The following is a 21523-nucleotide window of genomic DNA, read 5'->3' as shown; positions in this document are numbered from 1 at the left end:
GCCCTTGAGCATTCACATCAAGCTGCACCTGGGCTACCAAGATTTCGCCCTCGATCTGGACTTGCAACTGCCGGGACGCGGCATCACCGCGCTCTATGGTCACTCGGGCTCCGGCAAGACCACCTGCCTGCGCTGCATTGCCGGCCTGGAAAAGGCCGGGCGCGGACGCATCCAGATCAACGACGAAGTCTGGCAGGACAGCCAGCGCCAACTGTTTGTCCCGCCCCACAAGCGCCCCCTGGGTTATGTGTTTCAGGAAGCCAGTCTGTTTGCGCATCTTAATGTTCAAGCCAACCTTGAGTTCGGCCTGCGCCGCATCCCTAAAGCACAACGCCGGGTAGACATGGCCCAGGCCACGGCGTTGCTGGGCATCGGCCACTTGCTGGAGCGCCAGCCACAGAACCTGTCCGGCGGCGAACGCCAACGTATCGGCATTGCCCGAGCCCTGCTCACCAGTCCGCGACTGCTGCTGATGGATGAACCCCTGGCGGCTCTGGACTCCAGGCGCAAGGGTGAAATCCTGCCTTACCTGGAACGCCTGCACGACGAACTGGACATCCCGGTGCTGTACGTCAGCCACTCCCAGGACGAAGTCGCCCGCCTGGCCGACCACATCGTCCTGCTCAGCGACGGCAGAGCCCTGGCCAGCGGCCCCGTCGGCCAGACCCTGGCGCGCCTGGACCTGCCGCTGGCCCTTGGCGATGACGCCGGCGTGGTGGTCGAAGGACGAGTCAGCCACTACGACGCGGCCTATCAACTGCTGACCCTGCAACTGCCCGGCAGCGAGTTGAATATTCGCGTGGCCCACAAGCCCGTGGCGCTGGGCAAGTCCCTGCGCTTCAAGGTCCAGGCCCGGGATGTCAGCCTGAGCCTGCAGGCCAGCGAACACAGCAGCATTCTCAACCGCCTGCCAGTGACCGTCAGTGAAGAGATTGCCGCGGACAACGCGGCCCACGTCCTGGTACGTCTGGACGCGACAGGGACGCCACTGCTGGCGCGTATCACCCGCTACTCCCGAGACCTGCTCAATCTGCATCCCGGCCAACAGCTCTGGGCCCAGATCAAGGCAGTGGCCGTCCTGGCCTGAGTGAATCGCCCTTGCTACGGGCAACATCGCGGCGCTAGGCTACGCACCTTCTTCCACCCCGGGACGACCGCCGACGTGAACCACTAAGCCTTCGCAAAATGTATCCGCAACGAGCCTCGCAAGTGCTCGTTGGCCTGTTGCCACATTTTTTGGAGGTGCTGATGACTCGCGTCACGCCACAGTCTGCGCTGGTGTCCCTGAACCAGCTGACTTACCAATTCGCCAATGGCGAAACCCCGATCAACGCCCTGCACCTGAGTATCGACCGTCTGCCCACGGCCATCGTCGGGCGCAACGGCGTGGGCAAATCCTTATTGCTGCGATTGATCGCCGGTGAACTGCACGCCTCTGCCGGCAGCATCCACCGCCACGCCAGCCTGGCCTATGTGGCCCAAGCAACGCTGCCGGCCCCACAACAGACGGTGGCCCAGCTCGCTGGAGTGGCCGACACCTTGTGCGCCCTACAGCGCCTGGCGGCCGGCACCGCCAGCGCGGATGACCTGCAGCAGGTGGATGGCCGCTGGGACCTGGCCGAGCGTTTGCGTCTGTCCCTGGATAAAGCTGGCCTGGGGCACTTGCAGCCAGATGATCCAGCCATGACGCTGAGCGGCGGCCAACGGGCCAGGGTGGCACTGATCGGTGCCCTGCTCAGCGGCGCCGAGTTGCTATTACTTGACGAACCCAGCAACCATCTGGACCGCGCCGGACGCCGCTGGCTGATGGAGCAGTTACAGCGCTGGCGCGGTGGTCTGATCCTGGTCAGCCATGACCGCCAGTTGCTGATGCAGGTCCAGCGCATCGTCGAACTCAGCCCTCAAGGCGCCCGGATCTACGGCGGCAACTACGCGCTGTTCCAGGCACAGCGTCAGGCCGAAAACGCAGCAGCCCAAGCGGCACTGGAGCATGCCCGTCATCAACGCAGCCGCGAGCACAAACGCCTGCAGCACGAGCACGACAGCGTCCAACGCCACTGCGCAGCCTCGCGCAAGCATGCCAAGACGGCCAATGTCTCCAGCATGGAGCGGGCCAAGACGCTCGGCGCCGCCCGGAACGTGATGGGCCAGGTTCGCCATAGTCATCAGGGCCACAAGAGCGCCCTCGACGAACAAGTGCGCAGTGCATACGCGCGGGTCGCGGCGGAGCAACCGACCTTGCTCACCCTGCCCGACACCGGCCTGGCAGCAGGCCAAGAGGTTTTCAATCTGCAGTGGGCGCAACTGCCCTGGCTGGACAGTGGATCACCGGCGTCCTATCTCACCTGCAACGTCAGCGGCCCGGTGCGTATTGCCCTGCTCGGCCCCAACGGCTGCGGTAAGTCCACCTTGTTGAAGATGCTGGCCGGACAACAGCTAGCACTGAGCGGCGAGTGCCGAGTGGCGGTGAGCAGCGCGTATCTGGACCAGCACCTGTCGCAACTGGCGGCCGAGCGCTCACTCTTGGAGCAGTTGGGCAATGCCGCTACGCCGTTGGAGGAAGGCGCCTTGCGCACCCGCTTGGCGCGCCTGCAACTGGACGCCCAGCGCGTGCAACAACCCAGCGCCCTGCTCAGCGGCGGCGAACGCCTGAAAGCGGCCCTGGCGCTGGCCTTATGGGGTGGCTGCCCGGCCCAGCTATTACTGCTCGACGAACCCACCAACCATCTGGACCTGGCGTCGGTGCAAGCCTTCGAGCGCGCCCTGCGGGACTTTCCCGGGGCACTGCTGGTGGCGTCCCACGATGAGGACTTTATAAAGGCCCTGGCGCCCACCCATGAGTTGCAATGGTCAGCCCGCGGCTGGCACCTGCGCCAGTGCCGGCAATGAAACGGCGCGTTACCGCAAAGGCCTTCGCTCACTCCAGGCACAGGCCAGATTGATGTCCTCATCCCCCTAGACCCGGAGCGTTCAAACTCGCGATTCGGATACACCATCATCGCTGTACCAGAGGTCGAAAGTTCCTTGCACTTCTTCGAACACGCCTTGGTTTGAAGCGACGTTTTCTTCGCGAGTCCGGCACCTGCGGCGTGCGTGAGACCGGCAGCACCACACTGGCTTGCGCCGATCCGCACTGGCAGTAATGAACTTCAAGGCCGGCCATGTCGCCACCCACTCCTCAGCGCAACCTCCGGGCATGGAGCTGGGCGAGTCAGCGAAGATGGCCATGCCGCCCACGCCCGGGCACTGCAGCATGGCGCCCAGCAACCGCCCGCCCCTAGCAGCACACCCCGGGGGCAGACCCTGCCTTATGTACGGTGCCCGGATGGCCCCCTGGTGACGTTGTGCACCCCGCTGGCAGGTTGAGCGCGAAGGACGGCTGAAGACTACTTGAGCTTGACGGCGGTACCGCTGGCAAACACCACCACCATCCCGCCGCGCCCTGAAGGCATGCTGATTTCGAAGTCCAGGCCAACCACCGCGTCGGCGCCGAACTGCCGGGCGCGTGCCTTGATTTCATCGGTGGCCTGGACCCGCGCCTCCTTCAAGGCGCGTTCCAAGGTCTGGGAGCGCCCCCCGAAGAAGTCGCGCATGCCAGCGAACATGTCGCGAACCACGTTGATCCCCTGGACCGATTCGGCACTGACAATATCCAGGTATGTAGCGATTTCCCGGCCTTCGATATGCGCGGTGGTGGTGACAATCATGTGTTTCTCCCTTGAACCAACAACAGGTCCCGGCGCGCCGGGGCGCAAAAGCTGGCGATAGTAACAGAGCACTCGTGCTGGCCAGGATCAGGCGACATCAGCGCGCCACATAAAGATGAAAGTTGTTTCACCCAGATCCCGATTCTGGCTGTGTATAGTCACTTTGCTCATTCAAGCAACTACGTTCGCCCGCTCTCTCCCGCGGGCTTTTTTTTGTCCTCAGGAAAACCCGGCGACGACCATCATTGCGGCTCGATCTCTTTGCAGTCCTTGAGCAGCGTCTGCTCTTGGGCGGTGTGATCCGCCTCCAGGAACGACAAGGTCCCCAGCTTGCCCTTGGTGTGCCAGCGGTAGCTGTTCTGCTCATCGTCCGCCACATACAGCGCACCCGAGCCCGAGCGAGCGCTGTGCATCGGGATCAATTGATCCTTGTAGTACAGCGTGGCAAACGAGGAGCCGTTGTCGATGTTCAAGTACACCGCGTCGATACGTACATTGCCCTCGCACTGGTAACGCGCCACTTGAGTCTCATAAGCCGGCTGTTGCTCCATGGGTTGCGCTTGAGTGGCCTGAGCCAGCATTGGTAGCGTCGAAGCCAGAACGGCGACACAGCATGTTGCCAGATGAGTTTTCACGGTTCTTTCCCCAGGTAGTCGATGGATGCCCCATGGGACTCACCGAGTGATGTTAAGTTCAGGCTGAAGCCTTCTAGGACAAGGCCTGGGCAGTGGCATGCAACACAAAACTGAGCTCACCCTCGATCAAGACGCCAGTAACAGCGCAGGTTTTTTATTGCCGCGGCAGGTGTTCACCAATTGCCGGCACAACAACGTTCAAAGTGCCCAGTAAAGTAGATAAGCCTCTGCGTTCTTCATTTGAGCGAGCCCTTAAACCTGCGCCCATACAACGCCACTCGCAAGCCCTAAATACTAATCTAACTCATTGTTAATCAACGATTTTTTATTATAAATCATTCACTTTCCGCAACTCACTGCCGATATCTTTCTGAAGTCATCAGAGATAAATCGGAATGAGAAACAACCAGCCAGTTACACTACGCGAGATCTCGCTGGCACCTCAGCAAAAACTGATTTCCACGACAGATGTTCGCGGCGTTATTACCTATTGCAACGATGCGTTCGTCGAGATCAGTGGCTTCGAGCGAACCGATCTGATTGGCGCACCGCAAAACATTGTTCGTCACCCTGATGTCCCCCCTGCCGTTTTCGCCCATATGTGGAGCGCACTCAAGCAAGGGCGTCCGTGGATGGGTATCGTCAAAAACCGCTCGAAAAATGGCGACCACTACTGGGTCAGTGCCTACGTCACACCGATATTCGAAGGCACCCAGGTGACCGGTTTTGAATCGGTCCGGGTCAAACCGACCCCGGATCAGATTCGTCGCGCACAAAGGCTGTACACACGCATCACTCAAGGAAAAGCCGCCATCCCCCGTCAAGGTCGTTGGTTACCGGGACTGCAAAGTAGCCTGCCGTACCTCGCCGTTGGTTTCGCTGGCAGCGCTGGCGGAGCATTCTTCAGCCCCGCCGTCGCCGTAGCCACCACCGCAGGGGTGGCCATTTCGGTCGGCTTGCTATCTGCTTACTGGCACCAACGAGGCACAAAACGCCTGCTGGAAAGTGTCGAACCCTCCACCTCCGACGCCCTGATCGCCCAGATGTACAGCGATGAACAGGGGCCCCAGGCACGCCTTGAAACCGCCTTCGTCAGCCAGCAAGCGCGACTGAAAACCTGCCTTACCCGTCTGCAGGACACTGCCGAACAACTCAGCGCACTGGCCGGTCAATCTGACCTTCTGGCCACTGACAGCTCAAATGGCATCCATCGCCAGCGCGTTGAAACCGAGCAGGTGTCTGCTGCGGTCAACCAAATGGCGGCGACCACCCAGGAAGTGGCCAGCCATGTGCAGCGCACCGCCGACGCCACTCAACAAGCCAACCTGCTGACCGGCCAAGGCCGCGAAGTCACCCGCGACACACGCGAAGCCATCGAGCGCCTTTCCGCCGTGGTGGGCGAGACAGGCCTGAGCGTTGCACAACTGGCCAGGGACAGCGACGAAATCGGCACCGTGGTTGACGTCATCAAAGGTATTGCCGATCAGACCAACCTGTTGGCCCTCAACGCCGCGATCGAGGCCGCCCGCGCAGGCGAAATGGGACGCGGTTTTGCGGTAGTGGCCGATGAAGTTCGTCAATTGGCCCAACGCACCTCGCAATCCACCAGCCAGATCCACGACCTGATCACCAAGCTCCAGGCCTCCTCGAACAACGCGGTGCAGACCATGGAAACAGGGCATCGTCAGGCCGAAGAAGGCGTGGCCCGGGTGCTTGAGGCAGACCAGGCTCTGCTGGGCATCAGCGAAGCCGTCGCACACATCACTGACATGACCACCCAGATCGCCGCCGCCACCGAAGAACAAAGTGCTGTGGCAGAAGAAATCAGCCGCAACATCAGCACCATTGCGCAATTGGCCGATCAGACATCGGAACAGGCTCGGCAATCGACCGACTTGAGCAAGGAACTGACCAGAACGGCGACCACCCAGTACTCTTTGGTCGAGCGCTTCAACCGATAATCCAACCGACTGTATTCAACGCAGCCCAGATCGGCACAGCCATGTCGATCCGAGCCAAACGCGTGCAAATGATTACCGACGAGAACGGCATCACCACTGCGGCATGACTTGAGGCGCATCGGTGCAAGGGTCAGCGAGGGCTTTAGGCAGTCGTGGTCGGGCCTGCCGGCCGGTGGAATCTGAAGAGGTGACCATGGCCAAAACGCTAAAGGAGCGATCGACCAGGGTTGCGCAGAAGCGCCAAGCGCACGACAGCCCCTCATCCCAAGGGGCTGCCGGACAACTCGTCGAAAGCATCAGTAACGGCGATGAGGATCGTTGTAGGCGCTCCAGTCGAAACTGAAGTGCCCACTATTGCTGCCTGGGTTGTAATTTTCCATCAACACATTGCGCTGGACAGTATCCCAATCCAGTGGTCTACCTAACCTCGCCCTGTGGGAAGAGGTCGAAAAGACCGACCCCAAGTTCACCAAGGAGTACACCGGCCCTGGTGGTTTCAGCGGTACCGCGGTGAATGCCCAGTAACCGCCTGGCTGTTCACCAGGGCAAGACTGGCGCAAAAAGGAGGATCGAGATCACCGGTGAGTTGAAGGTGGTGATTGACCGAATACTGGCCAGGAAGGCCGGGATGGCCATTCGCACCAGCAGGCTGATTGTGATGGACAATGGCCAACCAATGACCACCAGTATGCTGCGGGGAAGGTTTGATGCGGCGCGCGAGGCGGCAGGAGTTGAAAAAGCTGATTTTCAGATGCGAGATTTGCGAGCGAAGACCGGCACCGACAAAGCGGAATCCAGTGGCGACATATTGCAAGCAAGAGATCAGCTTGGGCACACCACGGTGGTGATGACAGAGAACTACATCCGCAAACGGATAGGCAAAAAAGTCACGCCTACAAAGTGAATTGCGGAGCAGTATTTGAAATTGCGGAGCAGTTCAGGATAAGGCTCACTCAAAAAAACCGTGCAAGCCCTTGAAATAGATGGTGCCCGAAGCCGGAATCGAACCGGCACGCCCTTACGAGCGGGGGATTTTAAGTCCCATGCGTCTACCAGTTTCGCCATTCGGGCGGTAGCGCGATTACGCGACACTGGAAAAATCAACCGACATGCAGCCGTCCAGTGTTTGAAGCAGGGGAGGAATATATACACCCAGCCCTTGTGAAGCAAGGTCAAATCCGGCGTAAATGCCGTCTTTTCAACTCCAGAGCAAACGAAAAAAACCCGCTAAATCATGGATCTACAGTACTTGGCCAAGTGCCTGCGAAACACCCACCTAACCCAGGAGCCGGCTAAAAAGCGGCGGCAAGCCTAACATGACGGATATTTTTCAACCAACTGATTTTTAAAGACTTATGACTCAGCCTCAACTTCAGTGCCGTTGTCTTGAGCCAGCCTGCGCTTTGGCTCCGAAACATTGATGGGTCGGCGCGAGCTGCAATCAGGCACAGCGCCTTCCAGGCTCAATGAAAGGCCGGTTTGATGTCGAGTTGAGTACAAACAGCTGATGGCAATGGATGACACCGCCGCCCGGAGTGCTAAGGGGCGTCGGCGTAAATTTCAATAAGCAACGGTGAGTTCGCCCAGTACACTTGGCCTCGCCATCCATGAACCGGTAAAGCGCCATAGATAGCGGGCGAACGGCACGAAGCGATGCGCTCGCAATGGCATGTTCAACTGCCAGTAATGACTGACTTTGGCTGCTCAGCCGGCATAGTTGCTGAAAGCGCCGGCAAAGGCTCTGCGTCCGGCCCGAAGCTCGGTCCGCAGTTCGCCGATCAAGTTGGAGATATCTCGCACACTCGTGAGCTCCGCGGTGCAAACCCCGGTCAGCAACAAATCCACTCGCCCCGACTCGGCATCATAGATCTTGATCGTCAGAAAGCCGTTGGGGTTGACGCTGCAGGCGCAGGACAGAGGGAGAAAGCCGGACTCCAATATGCGACAGAGCTCAAGGGTGGAGAGCATGGCTTGGCACCTGTGTGGAATTTTGTGGATTTTTCCTATTCAGGATAGGTCAACGTCTGACCGTATGCGTCGACGAAAACACAAAAATGATAACGGCCTCGCAGTTCATGAACACGACAGCATCTACAGATGCATGCACCCAGAAGAAGAACCACCAACATCAGGATACGACTCGTTTTTTTCCTTTGACCGTGTAAGTCTCAACCCATGAACCTGCATCTTTCGCCACTACCCACTGCGATTATGACCACCTGCATCAGCCAGGTGGGCTAGCGGCCATCCAAACCGCAATCAACCCGCCTCGAAGACGGGTTCATGACCGCTCTTCTGAGGCCAGCACCCCAGGAGAAAAAACATGAACCAATCCCCCGCTGTACTGCATCTGTTGTGCGGCAAGATCGCCTCGGGCAAATCGACCTTGGCCGGCCAACTGGCACAGACTCCCGGCAGCGTATTGATCAGTGAGGATCAATGGCTGGCACAGCTGTACCCAGGCCTGATCCATTCGCTCGCCGACTATCAGCAACATACCCAACACCTGAAGAACGTACTGGGGCCGCTGGTGATCAACATGCTGCGGGCGGGGGTCATTGTTGTACTGGACTTTCCCGCCAATACCCTCGCCCAGCGTGCCTGGTTGCGGGCCCTGGCGGAGCAGGCCGGAGTCGAGCACCGATTGCACCTGTTGGATGTTGACGAAGACACCTGCCGCAGGCGGCTACGTGAACGCAACAGCCAGGGCGATCACCCCTTCAACACTAGCGACGAACAGTTTGAGTTGATCTGCCGTTACTTCGTGCCCCCACAGGCGGATGAAGGGCTGCACTGGGTCGTTCACACAAACTCGTAACTCTCGAGTGGCGGGCCCTGCAAAGGCCCAGGTTGTGGGCCCGCCTTGGAAAGTTGCGCTGAAAAACCGCAGCGAAGGCAAACTTCAGGCAAAAAAAAGCCCAAGTAGCTGATGGACACTTGGGACTAAAAATGCATAAACCGTGGTAGGTGAACGCAGGGCTATATTAACGGAACAGCAGAATCTGTAACAAGATATTTTTGGCGAAAAACCACAAATAAAATCACCTAAGTCATTAAATATCCACACTTTTTTTGGGAGTTTAGTTTTCAGAATGCACTATTCAAGTCGCGCCTCAGATGCACAAGCAAGCAGAAGACTTACATTCCAACGGTACAACCAAGGTCTTTTCCCTTAAACAAAAGTGCGCTGAACATTCACACAATCACAACAGACAGTCACCTGGAGTCACCTTACATTGCCGGCACCCGCCCGAACGGAATGTGTTGGTATAAATGACTTTCTCGATGCCTTGCCGGCACTGCTCTGCCTGACAACATTGGCCTGGTGCTGTTGGGGTTAAAACGTGGAGCGATGTGCCACATATCGAAGATGAGACCTCTTGGAGCGGGTAAACTGCACGCACTACCGGCACAAAACACGCCCGCTACGTGCTCATCATTACCGAGAACTACCATGTCGCCTCATCCGCACCAGCCGCCCGCCCCCCATTCAAGCCAGTCCTCCCCGACTCAGTCGCCAGCTGATGACACGCAGCCACTTAGCCCCGACACCCTCGAACTGGACCCGCGGGCCGTCCGCATACTCTCGGTCTTTGACTTCGACGGCACCCTCACCCGCCATGACAGCTTCGTGCCTTTTTTGCGATTTGCATTTGGCCACCGCGAATTCCATCGGCGAATGCTCAGATTGGCATTGCCCAGCCTAGGCTTTCTGGCCCGTCGCGTTGACCGCGACCAGCTCAAGGCACAACTGATCAGCCGCTTTCTCAAAGACGTCAAGGTCGAGTGGGTGCAGCAGCAGGCGGAAGCCTTCTGCCAACGGTCCTGGACCCGCCTGATGCGCCCAAATGGCCTGCAAGCGGTGGCCAGTGAACTGCAGTCCGGGGCGCTGGTGACCCTGTGTTCAGCCTCGCCGGCACTGGTACTGCAGCCCTTCGCCACACGTCTGGGCATCAAGCTGATCGGGACCGAACTGGAGGTCGTAGACGGTGTATTGACCGGCCGAATCGTCGGCAATAACTGCCGATGCGAGAACAAGGTGCTGCGCTTGGAAAGCGTCTACGGTCCCTTGAGTCAGTATCGGCTGCGGGCCTGGGGCGACACCCGGGGTGACCGCGAACTACTGGCCGCAGCACAAGATGCCCATTGGCGGCACTTCCACCCCACGTGGCGCCGCGGCCAGCGCACTCGCTGAGCCCCGCCAAACGCCAGAGCAGCAGCAAGCCCGTGGAATACCCACTCGCGAGCCCCCCACCAAAGCCCCTGCCCCCGAACGAAGCCAGGCCGCCCCACCGCGGTCTTTTTCCGGTGACAGGGCGCTGGCGCTTTAGCTATCCTAGCGATGGCTTATCGCCATCAACCTTCACCACAGCGACCTCGGGAACTGTATGTACGATTTAACAAGCCCGCTTATCGCCGATAGCAGTTATGGAATCAGTGTCCTGAAAGTCACTGCCGAACTGGTCGCGGACGCGCTGAATACACTCTTGATCAACGCTGCCGACGGTGCCGATATCAGCCAAAAGCTGGATTATTCGATTTTGACGATCTATCAGGACAAGCTTGAATCTGCTATTCGAGACATGAGCCTCCCGCCTCTGTCGACGTACTCCTCCAGCACAGCCCTGCGCTGACTCGGTCAACGTCTTACAGCCAAAATCCTGTGCCCCCATAGCGCGGTGCCAGCGCACCTGAAAACACCTCGTCTTTTATTGTCGGCCGTACCAGGCGTGCGCCTTTTTCATCAGGATGTATTCTGGCCAGCGATATACTCGCGTTGCCACACAGGAGCTCAGCACGCCCTTGAGCACGCCGAAGCCAGTCCGCATGAGCACGCACAGGACAATCGCCCCCACCACTGTGATCACGATGAAGGCGTTAGAGAGGCCTCGCTGAATGCCAAAGAAACAGCCAACGGATGCCAAAACAGCGACTGCTGCTGATATCGAAAAGTCGATCCAGGCCCTCAACAAAATGGCCGAACGCCTTTGGGGAGAGGGCCGCGAGGTTGAAGCAAAAGCTCTTCTGGACGCACTGGACGGGCTCAACCGGGCACTGGATCGCATCAGAATTGGCGAAAGTCGCCGAATTAGGACGCTCCATTAAAGCCGCGCCCAGAGGAGGCGCCCTTCGAAGCAGCGGCCTCCAGCCGCAGGAGTCTAGGCCGTATAGCGCTAACGAAGTCAACCTCGCCATGCCCCATGGTGATCCTGATGGACCGCGCTATCGTCGCGCCCCCAGAGACCAGCGTGCCGAGCGCAATTGATTTCCTACCCTACGCTCCGGCAAGCCGAGGGTCGCCGCAATATCCCCCTGCCCCCCGAGGGGCAGTGATAAAGACGCCGATGCAGTTCGAATCCTCACCCAGCGCTTTTTCCAGCACCTGGGCCAGCTTCAGAGGCTTCTTGAGCCGATCGCGGTATTTGGCCTAGCCCTAATGGGACGTTTCGTAGTACCAACTAGCAGCTCTACGCTTACTCCACGAATTACCTGAGTAAGCGTCTGGCCAAGATACCTTTCGAACCAGATCCGGCCATGAGCGTTTGGCAGCGCCAACAGGCGTTGGTTGCCAGCCTGACTTACGCAGGGTGAGTTGGACAGGCCAGGACTTCTTTTTTGCTATGAATAGCTGCGCGGTACGACAGAGCGATCCCAATCAGAATTGACGGAATGCTTAGCCACTGCCCGACGCTGAGCAGCGATGACTCATAGGTCGCTTGGGGCATCTTGGTAAATTCCAAGATGAACCTGGCAGAGAATACGAGTATCAGGAAGAAACCGGCCATCATCCCCGGCCGTGCAATGATTAGGGACTTTCTGTAGAGCGTACAAAAAATCGCAAACAGCACCATATAGACCGCCGACTCATATAGTTGAGTTGGATGCCTGGGAAGCAGGTCGATGTGGGGAAAGACAATTGCCCAAGGAACGATAGTGGGTACACCGACGATTTCTGAATTAAAGAAATTGCCGATGCGAATCAACCCGCCACCTAGGAGTGCCGGTAAAGTGATGCGGTCTAGCAGCCAAATGTACCCCGTCCCAGGATGGCGCCGGCAATAAAGCCAGAGTGCTGCCACTATCCCCAGCGCCCCGCCATGACTGGCGAGCCCACCCCTCCAGATTGCAAGAGTCTCCCAAGGGTGAGACAAGTAGAAAGCGGGATCATAAAAGAGCACATGCCCCAGCCTGGCCCCGATCAACGTGCCGGCGGTGAGGTAGATCAGGAGGCTATCGAGCTCCTTTTCGTTTCGTCTTTCATGCCGGTAGATCAGACGCATCACAGCGAAACCGAGCCCCAAGGCTGCGGCAAACAAGACCCCGTACCAATGGATAGACAGTGCTCCCAGATGAAGCAGTACCGGCTCTGCGTTCCATACAGCGTATTGCTCCATTGACCTTTCCTTCAAAGCGAAATGTTGTCGCCAAGGAGCCAGCCCTAGCGGTGTTCTGAGCAATTCTGCCAGTGAGCAAAGATTCGATCCAATCCATGAGTGAGCGTGCGCCCTGCTCATCTTGCCTAAGTCGGGCCTGCCGCCAGTGATGCGGTAGCAATTACCCAGTCTCACTGGCCCGCTACGTCGATAGCGGGATGAAAGCGGGCAGTGTTGCCACCGGCTGCTCTCGGTAAAGCGGTACCCATTTACGAATGACGTTGGCATTGATGCCGTGGCTGATGGCGACACTGGAAACGCTTGCTCCAGGTTGCAGGCATCCCTCAACGACCAGGGCTTTGAACGGTTTCGGGTAAGAGCTTCGTTGGCGCATGGAAATCCTGACGCTAAGGAGGATCGCGCCCGCTTGAGAATACGCGGACACCATCGGTCTTAATGCAGGAGTTCGAAAGGTGAGTTTGTAGGACGCTTACTGATCGGATCGATACCGAGCAAGGCGTGATCCTGGATGTGGAACCCACACCGGCTCATCGAACCACAGACGTATGATTGATCAGGTCGAAGTGCAGTTCGACATCAAGCCAGAACGCCTCGTTGACGACACCGCTTACGGTACCGCGCCGATGGCGCCCGGAGGGTGGAAGAAAAAGACATCGAGCCGCATGTGCCAGTGCGGGACAGAACCGAGCGCAAAAACGACAGTTTTTCGAGTAACGATTTCCACTGGAATAAAGAGGCTGAGGAGTACCGCTGCCCAGCCGGCAATGCGTTGCGCAGCAATGGCGAGCTTGCAAGAACGAGCGCTCACACATCACCAAAGCCAACAACTGCATCTGCATCTGCATCTGCATCTTCCGATCCTGGCAGACCGACTGCGCCACGTGTCCGATGAAAGCCAAGTGCTACCCGAGCGCCTGCACCAAGCAAAAAACTCGAACTAACCCGATACCCGAGCAGAAAAAGGTCAACGAAGAACCGAAAGACACTCAATGTGGTGAGTAGGTTCTCCGGTGGTACTCGTGCCTGAGTTCTGGCCATTTGAAAATCCGACTTTTTCAACGGAATCGGCCAATGACGAACAATAGGTTAACAGGCTATCCCGGTGAAACTTATGTGCCGGCCGGCCAGCAAATAACGAACGAACTTCCCAGGCCAGATGGTCTGCATATCGCATGACCACCATGCGCCTGTGCAATAGCTTTGACCACAGCGAGCCCTAAGCCACTACCGCCGTTTTTCCTGGAGCGTGAAGGATCGCCACGACGAAAAGCCTCGAAAATATCGCTGGCCAGTCGGCTATCAATACCGGGGCCATCGTCTTCCACCGACAATTGTACGAGGCCATCCGCTTGTTCCAAACATACCCGCAGGTTGCCCGGATTGGCGTGGCGCAGAGCGTTTTCCAAGAGCGCCATCAGTGCCTGGCGGATGCGTACCGCATCGCACACCACCAACAAGTTGGCGTCCAGTTCGTGCTGCAGGTGAAAGCCTTTCGCGGCAAGGGGCGCAGCGAAGGCCTGCAGTACGGTGTTTAGTTCTTCGGCCAACCGGACGTTGACTCGCTTGACTTCCAGATGGCCACTGTCCTTGAGACTCAGCACGCGAAGGTCTTCGATCAGGCGGTTGAGTCCCTCCACTTGGCGCAGCAGTCCCTCGAACAGCTCATTGCTAGGGTTGAAAACGCCTTCTGCCAGGCCCTGAAGACGACCGCGCAGGATAGTCACCGGGGTTCTGAGCTCGTGGGCGATGGCCGCGTTCCAAAACTCGCGCTCGCGGGTCATGCTCTGCAGGCGCTCGGCCATGGCGTTGAAATCGCTCACCAGTTGCGCCATTTCGCCCATGGCCTGTTCGTCCAGCGGCGCACGGGCGTCGAGCTTACCCTGAGCCACTTCACGCAGGCTGTGCGCCACTGAGTTCAACGGGGTTATAAGGCGTCGTGACAGGCGAATGGCAACGAACACCGACATGCCCAGCGCAGCGGCGATAGTGCAAGCAATCCAGACCATCTCTACCCGAGACGGCATCCAGGTTTCGGAGATGCTGCCGGGCATGTAAGCCACGGCGATCGCATAGAACACGTAGGAGCCGAACACGGCGATCAATATGATGCCCAGCGCCATTATCGCCAGAGACTGGATGATCTGCCGGCGCAGACCCGGTGTCGGTTTCATGGCTCGGTGCCGAAGCGATAACCCACGCCCCAGACGCTAGCCGGCACGCCCTGGATGTCGAGTGCCTCAAGCTTCTTGCGCAGCTTGCTGACATGGCTGTCCACGGTGCGCTCCTGAGTGTCGCCTTCGGGCAGGCAGTTGATCAGCAATTCCGCGCGGCTGAACGCCCGCTTCGGGGCGCGCATCAGACAGGCGAGCAGCTTGAACTCGGTCAGGGTCAGATCCAGCGCGTACGTCTGGCCGTCGTGCTGCACGCTCGCTTCATGACTGTCCAAGTCGATCTGAAACGGGCCGGCGCGCAGCATCTGCGTGGCCGCGGGGGCATGGGCTCGGGTGCGCCGCAGTACCGCCTGCACCCGCGCTACCACTTCGGCCGGGTTGAAGGGTTTGACCACGTAGTCGTCGGCCCCCAGGCGCAGGCCCATCAGCTTGTCAATGTCCTGATCAAGCGCGGTCAGCATGATCACCGGAGTGTCGCTCCGTGAGCGGATTTCGCTGAGTACCTTCCAGCCATCGAAGATTGGCATCTGTACGTCGAGCAGCAGCAGGTCCGGCTTGAGCGCCTGGTGCAGGGCCAAGGCCTGTTGACCGTCGCTGGCGTGGTGGGTACGCAGCCCGCTGCGTTGCAGATAGGCGATGAGGATGTCAGCGATCTCGGCCTCATCCTCAGCGATCAGCACCAGTGCCGAGGCGCGGGAAGTCAGGCTGGTGCGCATGTTGCGATCAGACATGAGCAGCTTCACATACGGTGGCGCTGAACTATATCGCGCACTCCATACTTTCTCCACAAAGACTCGAATCATTCGCAATAGCCGCGCTTCAGAATGCAGCTTCGATCAGCCCCGTTCAACATCCGGTGGCTAGGGTTTAGCGTGCAACGAGGAGTGGGTTATGGGCAGTAAACAGCGGCATCTGAGCATTTTGCTCGCAGGTCTTGCCGTGCTGGGGCTGGCAGGTTGCGATTCAGCGCCAGAGCAATCCGCGCCCCCCATGCCGCTGCAGGTGTCGGTGCTGACACTGCAGGCACACGAACTGTCGGTCAGCGAGGATCTACCTGCGCGTGTGGCTGCCGTGCGCAGCGCCGAAATACGTGCGCAGATCGGTGGCATCGTGCAGCGCCGCCTGTTCGAGCAGGGCACCGAGATCAAAGCCGGCGCCCTGCTGTTCCAGATCAACCCGGCGCCGTTCAAGGCCGAGGTCGACAGCGCCGCTGCCCTCTTGCAACGTGCCGAAGCGATGTTGGCACGGGCGCGTTTGCAGGCCGATCGCCTGACCCCGCTGATGCGCGCCGAGGCGGTGAGCCGCCAGGTGTATGACGACGCCGTGGCGCTGCGCGAGCAGGCCGCCGCCGATGTAGCCCAGGCCAGGGCGACGCTGGCGCGGCGCAAGCTGGACCTTCAGTTCGCCAGCGTCGAAGCACCGATTGCCGGACGCATTGACCAGGCGCTGGTCAGCGAAGGGGCGCTGGTATCGCCGACCGATGCGACGCCCATGGCGCGTATCCAGCAGATCGACCAGGTGTACGTCGACGTGCGCCAATCCGCCTCGGTGCTGGAGGCGCTGCGTCAGCAGATCGGTTCGGCGATGCCGGAGCCGGACGTGGAAATCCTCGGCAGCGACGGCAAGCCGCTGGGTATGCGCGGGCGCATCCTGTTTTCCGGCATTGAGGTGGATGCTGGCACCGGCGATGTGCTGCTGCGCGTGCTAGTGGACAACCCGCAGCGCCGCTTGCTACCCGGCCTTTACGTGCAGGCGCGGGTTCCCCGTGCGCATTACCCCGCGACCCTCAGCGTGCCGCAGCAGGCCGTGATCCGCAGCGCAGGCCAGGCCAGCGTGTGGGTGGTGGATGCCCAGGGCCAGGTACAGCCGGTGCCCATCGAGGTTGGTGAGCTGATCGAGCGCCGTTACCGCGTAGTGTCCGGGCTCAGCGCCGGACAGCAGGTGGTGGTCGAGGGCATCGTACGCCTGACCCCTCATGCCCATGTCGTCACACGCCCCTGGCAGCCCACCGTCAACCGCGAACAGCTCAGCGCTATCGAGCGCTGAATCCGGAGAAACCGTCATGCCGCAGTTCTTCATCAACCGCCCAGTGTTCGCCTGGGTGATCGCCCTATTCATCGTGCTGGTCGGCATCATCGCCATACCGCAGTTGCCCATTGCCCGCTACCCGTCGGTGGCTCCACCGTCGGTGACCCTCTACGCCACCTATCCAGGTGCCACTGCGCAGACACTCAACGACTCGGTGGTAAGTCTGGTCGAACGCGAGCTGTCGGGGGTGAAGAACCTGCTGTACTTCGAGTCCTCGGTGGACACCTCAGGCACCGCGCAGATCATCGCCACCTTCAAGCCCGGCACCGATGCGGAGCTGGCCCAGGTGGACGTGCAGAACCGCATCAAGGCGGTCGAACCCCGCCTGCCCCAGGCCGTACGGCAGAACGGCCTGCAGGTGGAATCCGCCGCCTCGGGGTTTCTGATGATGATCGGTGTGACCTCGCCCAACAGCCAATTCGATGAGGTTGCGCTGAACGATTACCTGGCGCGCAACATCATCCAGGAGCTGCGCCGCATCGACGGCGTGGGGCGCGTGCAAATGTTCGGCGCCGAACAGGCCATGCGCGTCTGGGTCGACCCCGACAAGCTCACCGCCTATGGCCTGACGATGAGCGAGCTGGCACAGGCCATCGAGCAGCAAAATACGCAGATCGCCCCCGGTCGGGTCGGCGACGAGCCGGCGTTGCCGGGCCAGCGCCTGACCATACCGCTGACTGTGCAAGGGCAACTGAGCACACCGGAGCAGTTCGCCGCCGTGGTCCTGCGTGCGGGTGCCGATGGTGCCAAGGTGGTGCTCGGTGATGTAGCGCGGATCGAGTTGGGCGCGCAGTCCTACTCTTTCTCTAACCGCGAGAACGGCGTGGCGGCGACCAGTGCAGCCATCCAACTGTCGCCCGGTGCCAACGCCGTGCGCACCGCTTCAGCCGTGCGCGAGCGCCTGACCGAGCTGGCGCCGAGCATGCCGGCGGGCATGGCCTACTCGGTGCCGTTCGACACTGCCCCCTTCGTCAAGGTGTCCATCGAGAAGGTGATCTACACCCTGTTCGAGGCGATGGCGCTGGTGTTCCTGGTAATGTTCTTGTTCCTGCAGAACCTGCGCTACACGCTGATCCCGGCCATCGTCGCGCCCATCGCACTGCTCGGCACCTTCGCCGTGATGCTGCTGGCCGGCTTCTCGATCAACTCACTGACCATGTTCGGCATGGTGCTGGCCATCGGCATCATCGTCGACGATGCCATCGTGGTGGTTGAGAACGTCGAGCGGCTGATGGCCACCCAGGGTCTGTCGCCGAAGGCCGCCACCTCGCGGGCGATGCAGGAAATCACCGGCGCGGTGATCGGCATCACCCTGGTACTCACCGCCGTGTTCATTCCCATGGCCTTCGGCAGCGGCTCGGTGGGAGTGATCTACCAGCAGTTCACCCTGTCGATGGCGGTGTCGATCCTGTTCTCGGCCTTCCTCGCCCTGAGCCTGACACCTGCACTGTGTGCCACGCTGCTGCGACCGGTGAGCCCCGACCACCATGAAAAACGCGGCTTCTTCGGCGCCTTCAACCGTGGTTTCGAGCGCCTCACGGCGAGCTACGGTGCACGGGTGGCGCGCCTGGTTGGACGCAGCGGGCGGATGATGGCGGCGTTCGTCATGCTTTGCACGCTACTGGCCTTCGCCGCCGCACAGTTGCCGTCGTCCTTCCTGCCCGTGGAGGATCAAGGTTACTTCATGACCTCCATCCAGTTACCCACTGGCGCCACCAGCGAGCGCACGCTGGACGTGGTCAAGCGCTTCGAAACACACGTGGCTTCTCGCCCGGGGCTGAACACCAACCTAGTGGTGCTGGGCTTCAGTTTCGCCGGCTCCGGCCCCAACGCGGCCATGGCCTTCACCATGCTCAAGGACTGGGATCAGCGCGATGGCGCCACGGCTGCCGAAGAAGCCGCGCTGGCGCAGCAGGCCATGACGGAAAACGTTGAAGGCACGGTGATGAGCCTGATGCCACCGGCCATCGACGAACTGGGCACCTCCTCCGGTTTCACCCTGTTCCTGCAGGATCGCGCGAACCGTGGCGAGGCCGCCTTGCTGGCCGCGCAGGCACAACTTCTGGAAATGGCCGCGCAGAGCGGCGTGGTCAGCGATGTCTACCCCGATGGCCTGCCGCCCGGCGAGAGCGTGCACCTGGAGATTGACCGGCAGAAGGCCGAGGCCATGGGCCTGTCTTTCACTGCCGTGAGTAGCACGCTGTCGGCTGCCATGGGCTCGCTGTACGTCAATGACTTCCCCAATGCCGGGCGCATGCAGCAGGTGATCCTGCAGGCCGACACCCCGGCACGCATGCAACTGGACGACGTACTCGGCCTGCGCGTGCGCAATATCAACGCAAGTATGGTGGCGCTACGCGAGGTGGTGAAACCGGTGTGGAGCGAGTCACCACAACAGATGATGCGATTCCAGGGCTTCCCCGCCGTGCGTATCGCCGGCGGCGCGGCGCCAGGCGTTTCCAGCGGTGTGGCGATGGCCGAGATGGAGCGTCTGGTAGCGCAATTGCCACAGGGCTTTGCCGTTGCCTGGACGGGGCAGTCGCTGCAGGAGCGCCAGTCGGCGGCGCAGGCCCCGCTGCTGATGCTGCTGTCGGCGCTGGTGGTGTTTCTCGTGCTGGCAGCGCTCTACGAGAGCTGGTCGATCCCGCTGTCGGTAATGCTGGTGGTGCCGCTGGGCCTGCTCGGTGCAGTGGCTGCAGTGATGCTGCGCGGTATGCCCAACGACGTGTTCTTCAAAGTGGGGATGATCACCATCATCGGCCTGTCGGCGAAGAACGCTATTCTTATCGTCGAGTTCGCCCGCCAGTTGCATGCCGAGGGTCACACGCTGATCGACGCTGCGGTGACCGCTGCGCGCCTGCGCCTGCGCCCGATCCTGATGACCTCGCTGGCCTTTACCCTCGGCGTGGTGCCACTGATGCTCGCGTCCGGCGCTAGCGCCGAAACCCAGCATGCCATCGGCACCGGGGTGTTCGGCGGCATGCTCAGCGGCACTGTACTGGCAGTGTTCTTCGTGCCGGCCTTCTTCGTCTTCATCATCGGCACCCAGGAGCGTTTCAACACCTGGCGTGCACAGCGTGGCGCCACCACGCTGGCCCAGGAGAACCCATAATGCGCTTGTTACTGATCCTGCCACTGCTAGGCTGCCTGACCGCCTGCTCGCTGACACCATCCCTGGGACGTCCGGATGCGCCGGTACCGACGAGTTTTCCTGCAGCCGTTGCCACACCGACCTCGACGCTGCCGGCCAGTGTATTGGGCTGGCGCGCAATGTTCGGCGATCCACGCCTTCAACAGCTGATCGCTCTATCCCTGGCCAACAATCGCGACATGCGCCTGGCCACCCTCAACGTTGAAGCCGCACAAGCCCAGGCGAACATCCAACGCGCAGCGGGCTTGCCAGCCGTGGGGATGGAGACGACGCACACACGTGAACGCGCCCTGAGCACCGATGCGAACCACCAGACCAGCCGCGTGCTGAGCCAGCAGACCGGGGTAAACGTCGCCCTCAGCGCCTTCGAGCTGGATCTGTTCGGTCGTGTTCGGGCGCTCTCAGAAGCGGCGTTTGCCCGCTACCTGGCCAGCGAGCAGGGGCGCGATGCGGCGCAGATCGCTTTGGTCGGCGCGGTGGCCGAGGCCTATTTCGCCCAACGCCTGGCGGACGAACAATTGCAGCTCACTGAACGCACCTTGGCTGACTGGCGCCAGTCGTTGCAACTGGCGCGCTTGCTCAAGCAGGCGGGGCAGAACAGCAGCCTGGATGTGGCCCAGGCCGAGGGACAGGTGGCGCTTGCCGAAGCTGACCTAGAGGCACGCCGGCGTGCCCTGGCGCAGGCGGATAACGCCTTGCAGTTGCTGGTAGGCAGCGAGCTGCCCGGCGAACTGCCTGCCGCCTTAGCGCTGGACGCCCAACCGCTGATCGCGCGTCTGCCCACCGGATTGCCAGCCGATCTATTGCTTGCTCGCCCGGATCTGCGCCAGGCCGAACACATGCTGGTGGCCGCCAATGCCGATATCGGTGCGGCGCGGGCAGCGTTTTTCCCGCAGATATCCCTCACCGCGTCCTTCGGTTACGCCAGCACCTCGCTCACAGGCCTGTTCGACCCGGCCGGGCGGGTCTGGCGCTTCGCGCCGCAGATTTCTCAGCCGCTGTTCCAGGGCGGGCGCCTGCGTGCTGAACTGAGCCTGGCGAAGGTGCGCAAATCCGAGGCGGTCGCTCAGTACGAGCGCGCCATCCAGACAGCCTTCCGCGAGGTGGCCGACGCCCTGGCCGGTTCGGCTACCTTCGACCGCCAAATCAAGGCGCAACTGCGTGTTGTCACCGCTGCCGAACGACGCCTGCAACTTTCCGATCTGCGTTACCGCGCTGGCGTCGAGGGCCGCCTGGAACTGCTCGACGCCCAACGCCAGTTGCAGGCAGCACGCCAGGCGCTGCTGGACCTGCGCCGCGAGGAAATCGCCAACTGGGTAGCGTTGTATAAGTCGCTGGGTGGCGGCCTACATGAGCGCAATATTATAAAAATTGCCGCTGTTACAGCGGCTCAGTAGAGTCCTTCCACGGTGCTT

The 21523-nt window shown here is 60.5% G+C and carries 17 protein-coding genes, 1 tRNA gene and 3 pseudogenes; 12 read left to right on the top strand and 9 right to left on the bottom strand.

Annotation, left to right across the window (positions count from 1 at the left end):
- The first annotated feature begins 4 nt into the window (after positions 1-4).
- Together modC and PLD_RS13140 are read left to right on the top strand one after the other, a co-directional pair.
- Entirely contained in the window at positions 5-1087 is a 1083-nt protein-coding gene (gene modC / locus PLD_RS13145; protein WP_159893218.1) for a molybdenum ABC transporter ATP-binding protein, read from the top strand.
- Between the two features lie 161 nt (positions 1088-1248).
- Positions 1249-2889 carry an ATP-binding cassette domain-containing protein gene (locus PLD_RS13140; protein WP_159893216.1) on the top strand — a complete coding sequence of 547 codons (1641 nt, stop codon included), beginning with the start codon at positions 1249-1251 and terminating at the stop codon, positions 2887-2889.
- Between the two features lie 497 nt (positions 2890-3386).
- On the opposite strand, the gene PLD_RS13135 is transcribed toward PLD_RS13140, so the two are convergent.
- Positions 3387-3707, bottom strand: coding sequence for a YbjQ family protein (locus PLD_RS13135; RefSeq protein WP_159893213.1), 321 nt, complete (start codon positions 3705-3707; stop codon positions 3387-3389).
- 242 nt (positions 3708-3949) lie between these two features.
- Positions 3950-4342: an MliC family protein gene (locus PLD_RS13130; protein WP_159893212.1), complete on the bottom strand. Its 393-nt coding sequence runs from the start codon at positions 4340-4342 to the stop codon at positions 3950-3952.
- A 455-nt stretch (positions 4343-4797) separates the two neighbouring features.
- On the opposite strand from PLD_RS13130, the gene PLD_RS13125 reads away from it, so the two are divergent.
- Complete coding sequence (locus PLD_RS13125; RefSeq protein ID WP_371929009.1) at positions 4798-6303, top strand: methyl-accepting chemotaxis protein; 1506 nt, start codon at positions 4798-4800, stop codon at positions 6301-6303.
- A gap of 296 nt (positions 6304-6599) precedes the next feature.
- Here the strand turns inward: PLD_RS13125 and PLD_RS13120 are convergent.
- Positions 6600-6719, bottom strand: a pseudogene (locus PLD_RS13120) (monalysin family beta-barrel pore-forming toxin); the annotation flags it as partial.
- Positions 6720-6829: 110 nt separating this feature from the next.
- Here PLD_RS13120 and PLD_RS13115 point away from each other — a divergent pair.
- Positions 6830-7207: pseudogene (locus PLD_RS13115) on the top strand (tyrosine-type recombinase/integrase); the annotation flags it as partial.
- Between the two features lie 80 nt (positions 7208-7287).
- Here the strand turns inward: PLD_RS13115 and PLD_RS13110 are convergent.
- A tRNA-Leu gene (locus tag PLD_RS13110) sits at positions 7288-7374 on the bottom strand.
- A gap of 633 nt (positions 7375-8007) precedes the next feature.
- Positions 8008-8271 carry a DUF1652 domain-containing protein gene (locus PLD_RS13105; protein WP_159893208.1) on the bottom strand — a complete coding sequence of 88 codons (264 nt, stop codon included), beginning with the start codon at positions 8269-8271 and terminating at the stop codon, positions 8008-8010.
- Positions 8272-8626: 355 nt separating this feature from the next.
- Between PLD_RS13105 and PLD_RS13100 the strand changes: the two genes are divergently transcribed.
- The 4 genes from PLD_RS13100 to PLD_RS13085 all read left to right on the top strand — a co-directional run bounded on the left by PLD_RS13100 (position 8627) and on the right by PLD_RS13085 (position 11409).
- A complete protein-coding gene (locus PLD_RS13100) occupies positions 8627-9121 on the top strand; it encodes an ATP-binding protein (protein WP_159893206.1) in 495 nt (164 codons plus the stop codon).
- A gap of 636 nt (positions 9122-9757) precedes the next feature.
- Entirely contained in the window at positions 9758-10498 is a 741-nt protein-coding gene (locus tag PLD_RS13095; protein WP_159893204.1) for an HAD family hydrolase, read from the top strand.
- A gap of 193 nt (positions 10499-10691) precedes the next feature.
- Positions 10692-10937 carry a hypothetical protein gene (locus PLD_RS13090; RefSeq protein ID WP_159893202.1) on the top strand — a complete coding sequence of 82 codons (246 nt, stop codon included), beginning with the start codon at positions 10692-10694 and terminating at the stop codon, positions 10935-10937.
- 262 nt (positions 10938-11199) lie between these two features.
- Complete coding sequence (locus tag PLD_RS13085) at positions 11200-11409, top strand: hypothetical protein (protein ID WP_159893200.1); 210 nt, start codon at positions 11200-11202, stop codon at positions 11407-11409.
- A gap of 473 nt (positions 11410-11882) precedes the next feature.
- Here the strand turns inward: PLD_RS13085 and lgt are convergent, their stop codons facing one another.
- Together lgt and PLD_RS31115 are read right to left on the bottom strand one after the other, a co-directional pair.
- Positions 11883-12698 carry a prolipoprotein diacylglyceryl transferase gene (gene lgt, locus PLD_RS13080; RefSeq protein WP_159893198.1) on the bottom strand — a complete coding sequence of 272 codons (816 nt, stop codon included), beginning with the start codon at positions 12696-12698 and terminating at the stop codon, positions 11883-11885.
- Positions 12699-12879: 181 nt separating this feature from the next.
- On the bottom strand, positions 12880-13071 hold the full coding sequence (locus PLD_RS31115; protein ID WP_159893196.1) for a transposase: 192 nt from the start codon (positions 13069-13071) through the stop codon (positions 12880-12882).
- 107 nt (positions 13072-13178) lie between these two features.
- Here PLD_RS31115 and PLD_RS13070 point away from each other — a divergent pair.
- Positions 13179-13637: pseudogene (locus tag PLD_RS13070) on the top strand (IS5/IS1182 family transposase); the annotation flags it as partial.
- A 170-nt stretch (positions 13638-13807) separates the two neighbouring features.
- On the opposite strand, the gene PLD_RS13065 reads toward PLD_RS13070, so the two are convergent.
- Positions 13808-14869 (bottom strand): ATP-binding protein, encoded by a 1062-nt coding sequence (locus PLD_RS13065; RefSeq protein ID WP_159893194.1) that lies wholly within the window; start codon positions 14867-14869, stop codon positions 13808-13810.
- Positions 14866-15600 carry a response regulator gene (locus tag PLD_RS13060; RefSeq protein ID WP_159893192.1) on the bottom strand — a complete coding sequence of 245 codons (735 nt, stop codon included), beginning with the start codon at positions 15598-15600 and terminating at the stop codon, positions 14866-14868. Before PLD_RS13060 ends, PLD_RS13065 begins: the two co-directional genes overlap by 4 nt.
- A 160-nt stretch (positions 15601-15760) precedes the next feature.
- Here PLD_RS13060 and PLD_RS13055 point away from each other — a divergent pair, with 160 nt between their 5' ends.
- The 3 genes from PLD_RS13055 to PLD_RS13045 are packed head-to-tail and all read left to right on the top strand — an operon-like array spanning position 15761 to position 21505.
- Complete coding sequence (locus tag PLD_RS13055) at positions 15761-16915, top strand: efflux RND transporter periplasmic adaptor subunit (RefSeq protein ID WP_159893190.1); 1155 nt, start codon at positions 15761-15763, stop codon at positions 16913-16915.
- 16 nt (positions 16916-16931) lie between these two features.
- A complete protein-coding gene (locus PLD_RS13050; protein WP_159893188.1) occupies positions 16932-20069 on the top strand; it encodes a multidrug efflux RND transporter permease subunit in 3138 nt (1045 codons plus the stop codon).
- A complete protein-coding gene (locus tag PLD_RS13045) occupies positions 20069-21505 on the top strand; it encodes an efflux transporter outer membrane subunit (protein WP_159893186.1) in 1437 nt (478 codons plus the stop codon). The genes PLD_RS13050 and PLD_RS13045 overlap by 1 nt, the downstream gene beginning before the upstream one ends.
- Positions 21506-21523: the final 18 nt, after the last annotated feature.

This window comes from Pseudomonas sp. LD120 (assembly GCF_009861525.1).
Classification (GTDB): Bacteria; Pseudomonadota; Gammaproteobacteria; order Pseudomonadales; family Pseudomonadaceae; genus Aquipseudomonas.
This window is presented reverse-complemented; position numbering and strand designations above follow the sequence as displayed.

Excerpts from the sequence above, each read along its gene's own strand:
- PLD_RS13140 (WP_159893216.1), top strand. The coding sequence starts at position 1,249 with ATGACTCGCGTCACGCCACAGTCTGCGCTGGTGTCCCTGAACCAGCTG.
- PLD_RS13135 (WP_159893213.1), bottom strand. The coding sequence starts at position 3,707 with ATGATTGTCACCACCACCGCGCATATCGAAGGCCGGGAAATCGCTACA.
- PLD_RS13105 (WP_159893208.1), bottom strand. The coding sequence starts at position 8,271 with ATGCTCTCCACCCTTGAGCTCTGTCGCATATTGGAGTCCGGCTTTCTC.
- PLD_RS13100 (WP_159893206.1), top strand. The coding sequence starts at position 8,627 with ATGAACCAATCCCCCGCTGTACTGCATCTGTTGTGCGGCAAGATCGCC.
- PLD_RS13095 (WP_159893204.1), top strand. The coding sequence starts at position 9,758 with ATGTCGCCTCATCCGCACCAGCCGCCCGCCCCCCATTCAAGCCAGTCC.
- PLD_RS13090 (WP_159893202.1), top strand. The coding sequence starts at position 10,692 with ATGTACGATTTAACAAGCCCGCTTATCGCCGATAGCAGTTATGGAATC.
- PLD_RS13085 (WP_159893200.1), top strand. The coding sequence starts at position 11,200 with ATGCCAAAGAAACAGCCAACGGATGCCAAAACAGCGACTGCTGCTGAT.
- lgt (WP_159893198.1), bottom strand. The coding sequence starts at position 12,698 with ATGGAGCAATACGCTGTATGGAACGCAGAGCCGGTACTGCTTCATCTG.
- PLD_RS31115 (WP_159893196.1), bottom strand. The coding sequence starts at position 13,071 with ATGCGCCAACGAAGCTCTTACCCGAAACCGTTCAAAGCCCTGGTCGTT.
- PLD_RS13065 (WP_159893194.1), bottom strand. The coding sequence starts at position 14,869 with ATGAAACCGACACCGGGTCTGCGCCGGCAGATCATCCAGTCTCTGGCG.
- PLD_RS13060 (WP_159893192.1), bottom strand. The coding sequence starts at position 15,600 with ATGTCTGATCGCAACATGCGCACCAGCCTGACTTCCCGCGCCTCGGCA.
- PLD_RS13055 (WP_159893190.1), top strand. The coding sequence starts at position 15,761 with ATGGGCAGTAAACAGCGGCATCTGAGCATTTTGCTCGCAGGTCTTGCC.
- PLD_RS13050 (WP_159893188.1), top strand. The coding sequence starts at position 16,932 with ATGCCGCAGTTCTTCATCAACCGCCCAGTGTTCGCCTGGGTGATCGCC.
- PLD_RS13045 (WP_159893186.1), top strand. The coding sequence starts at position 20,069 with ATGCGCTTGTTACTGATCCTGCCACTGCTAGGCTGCCTGACCGCCTGC.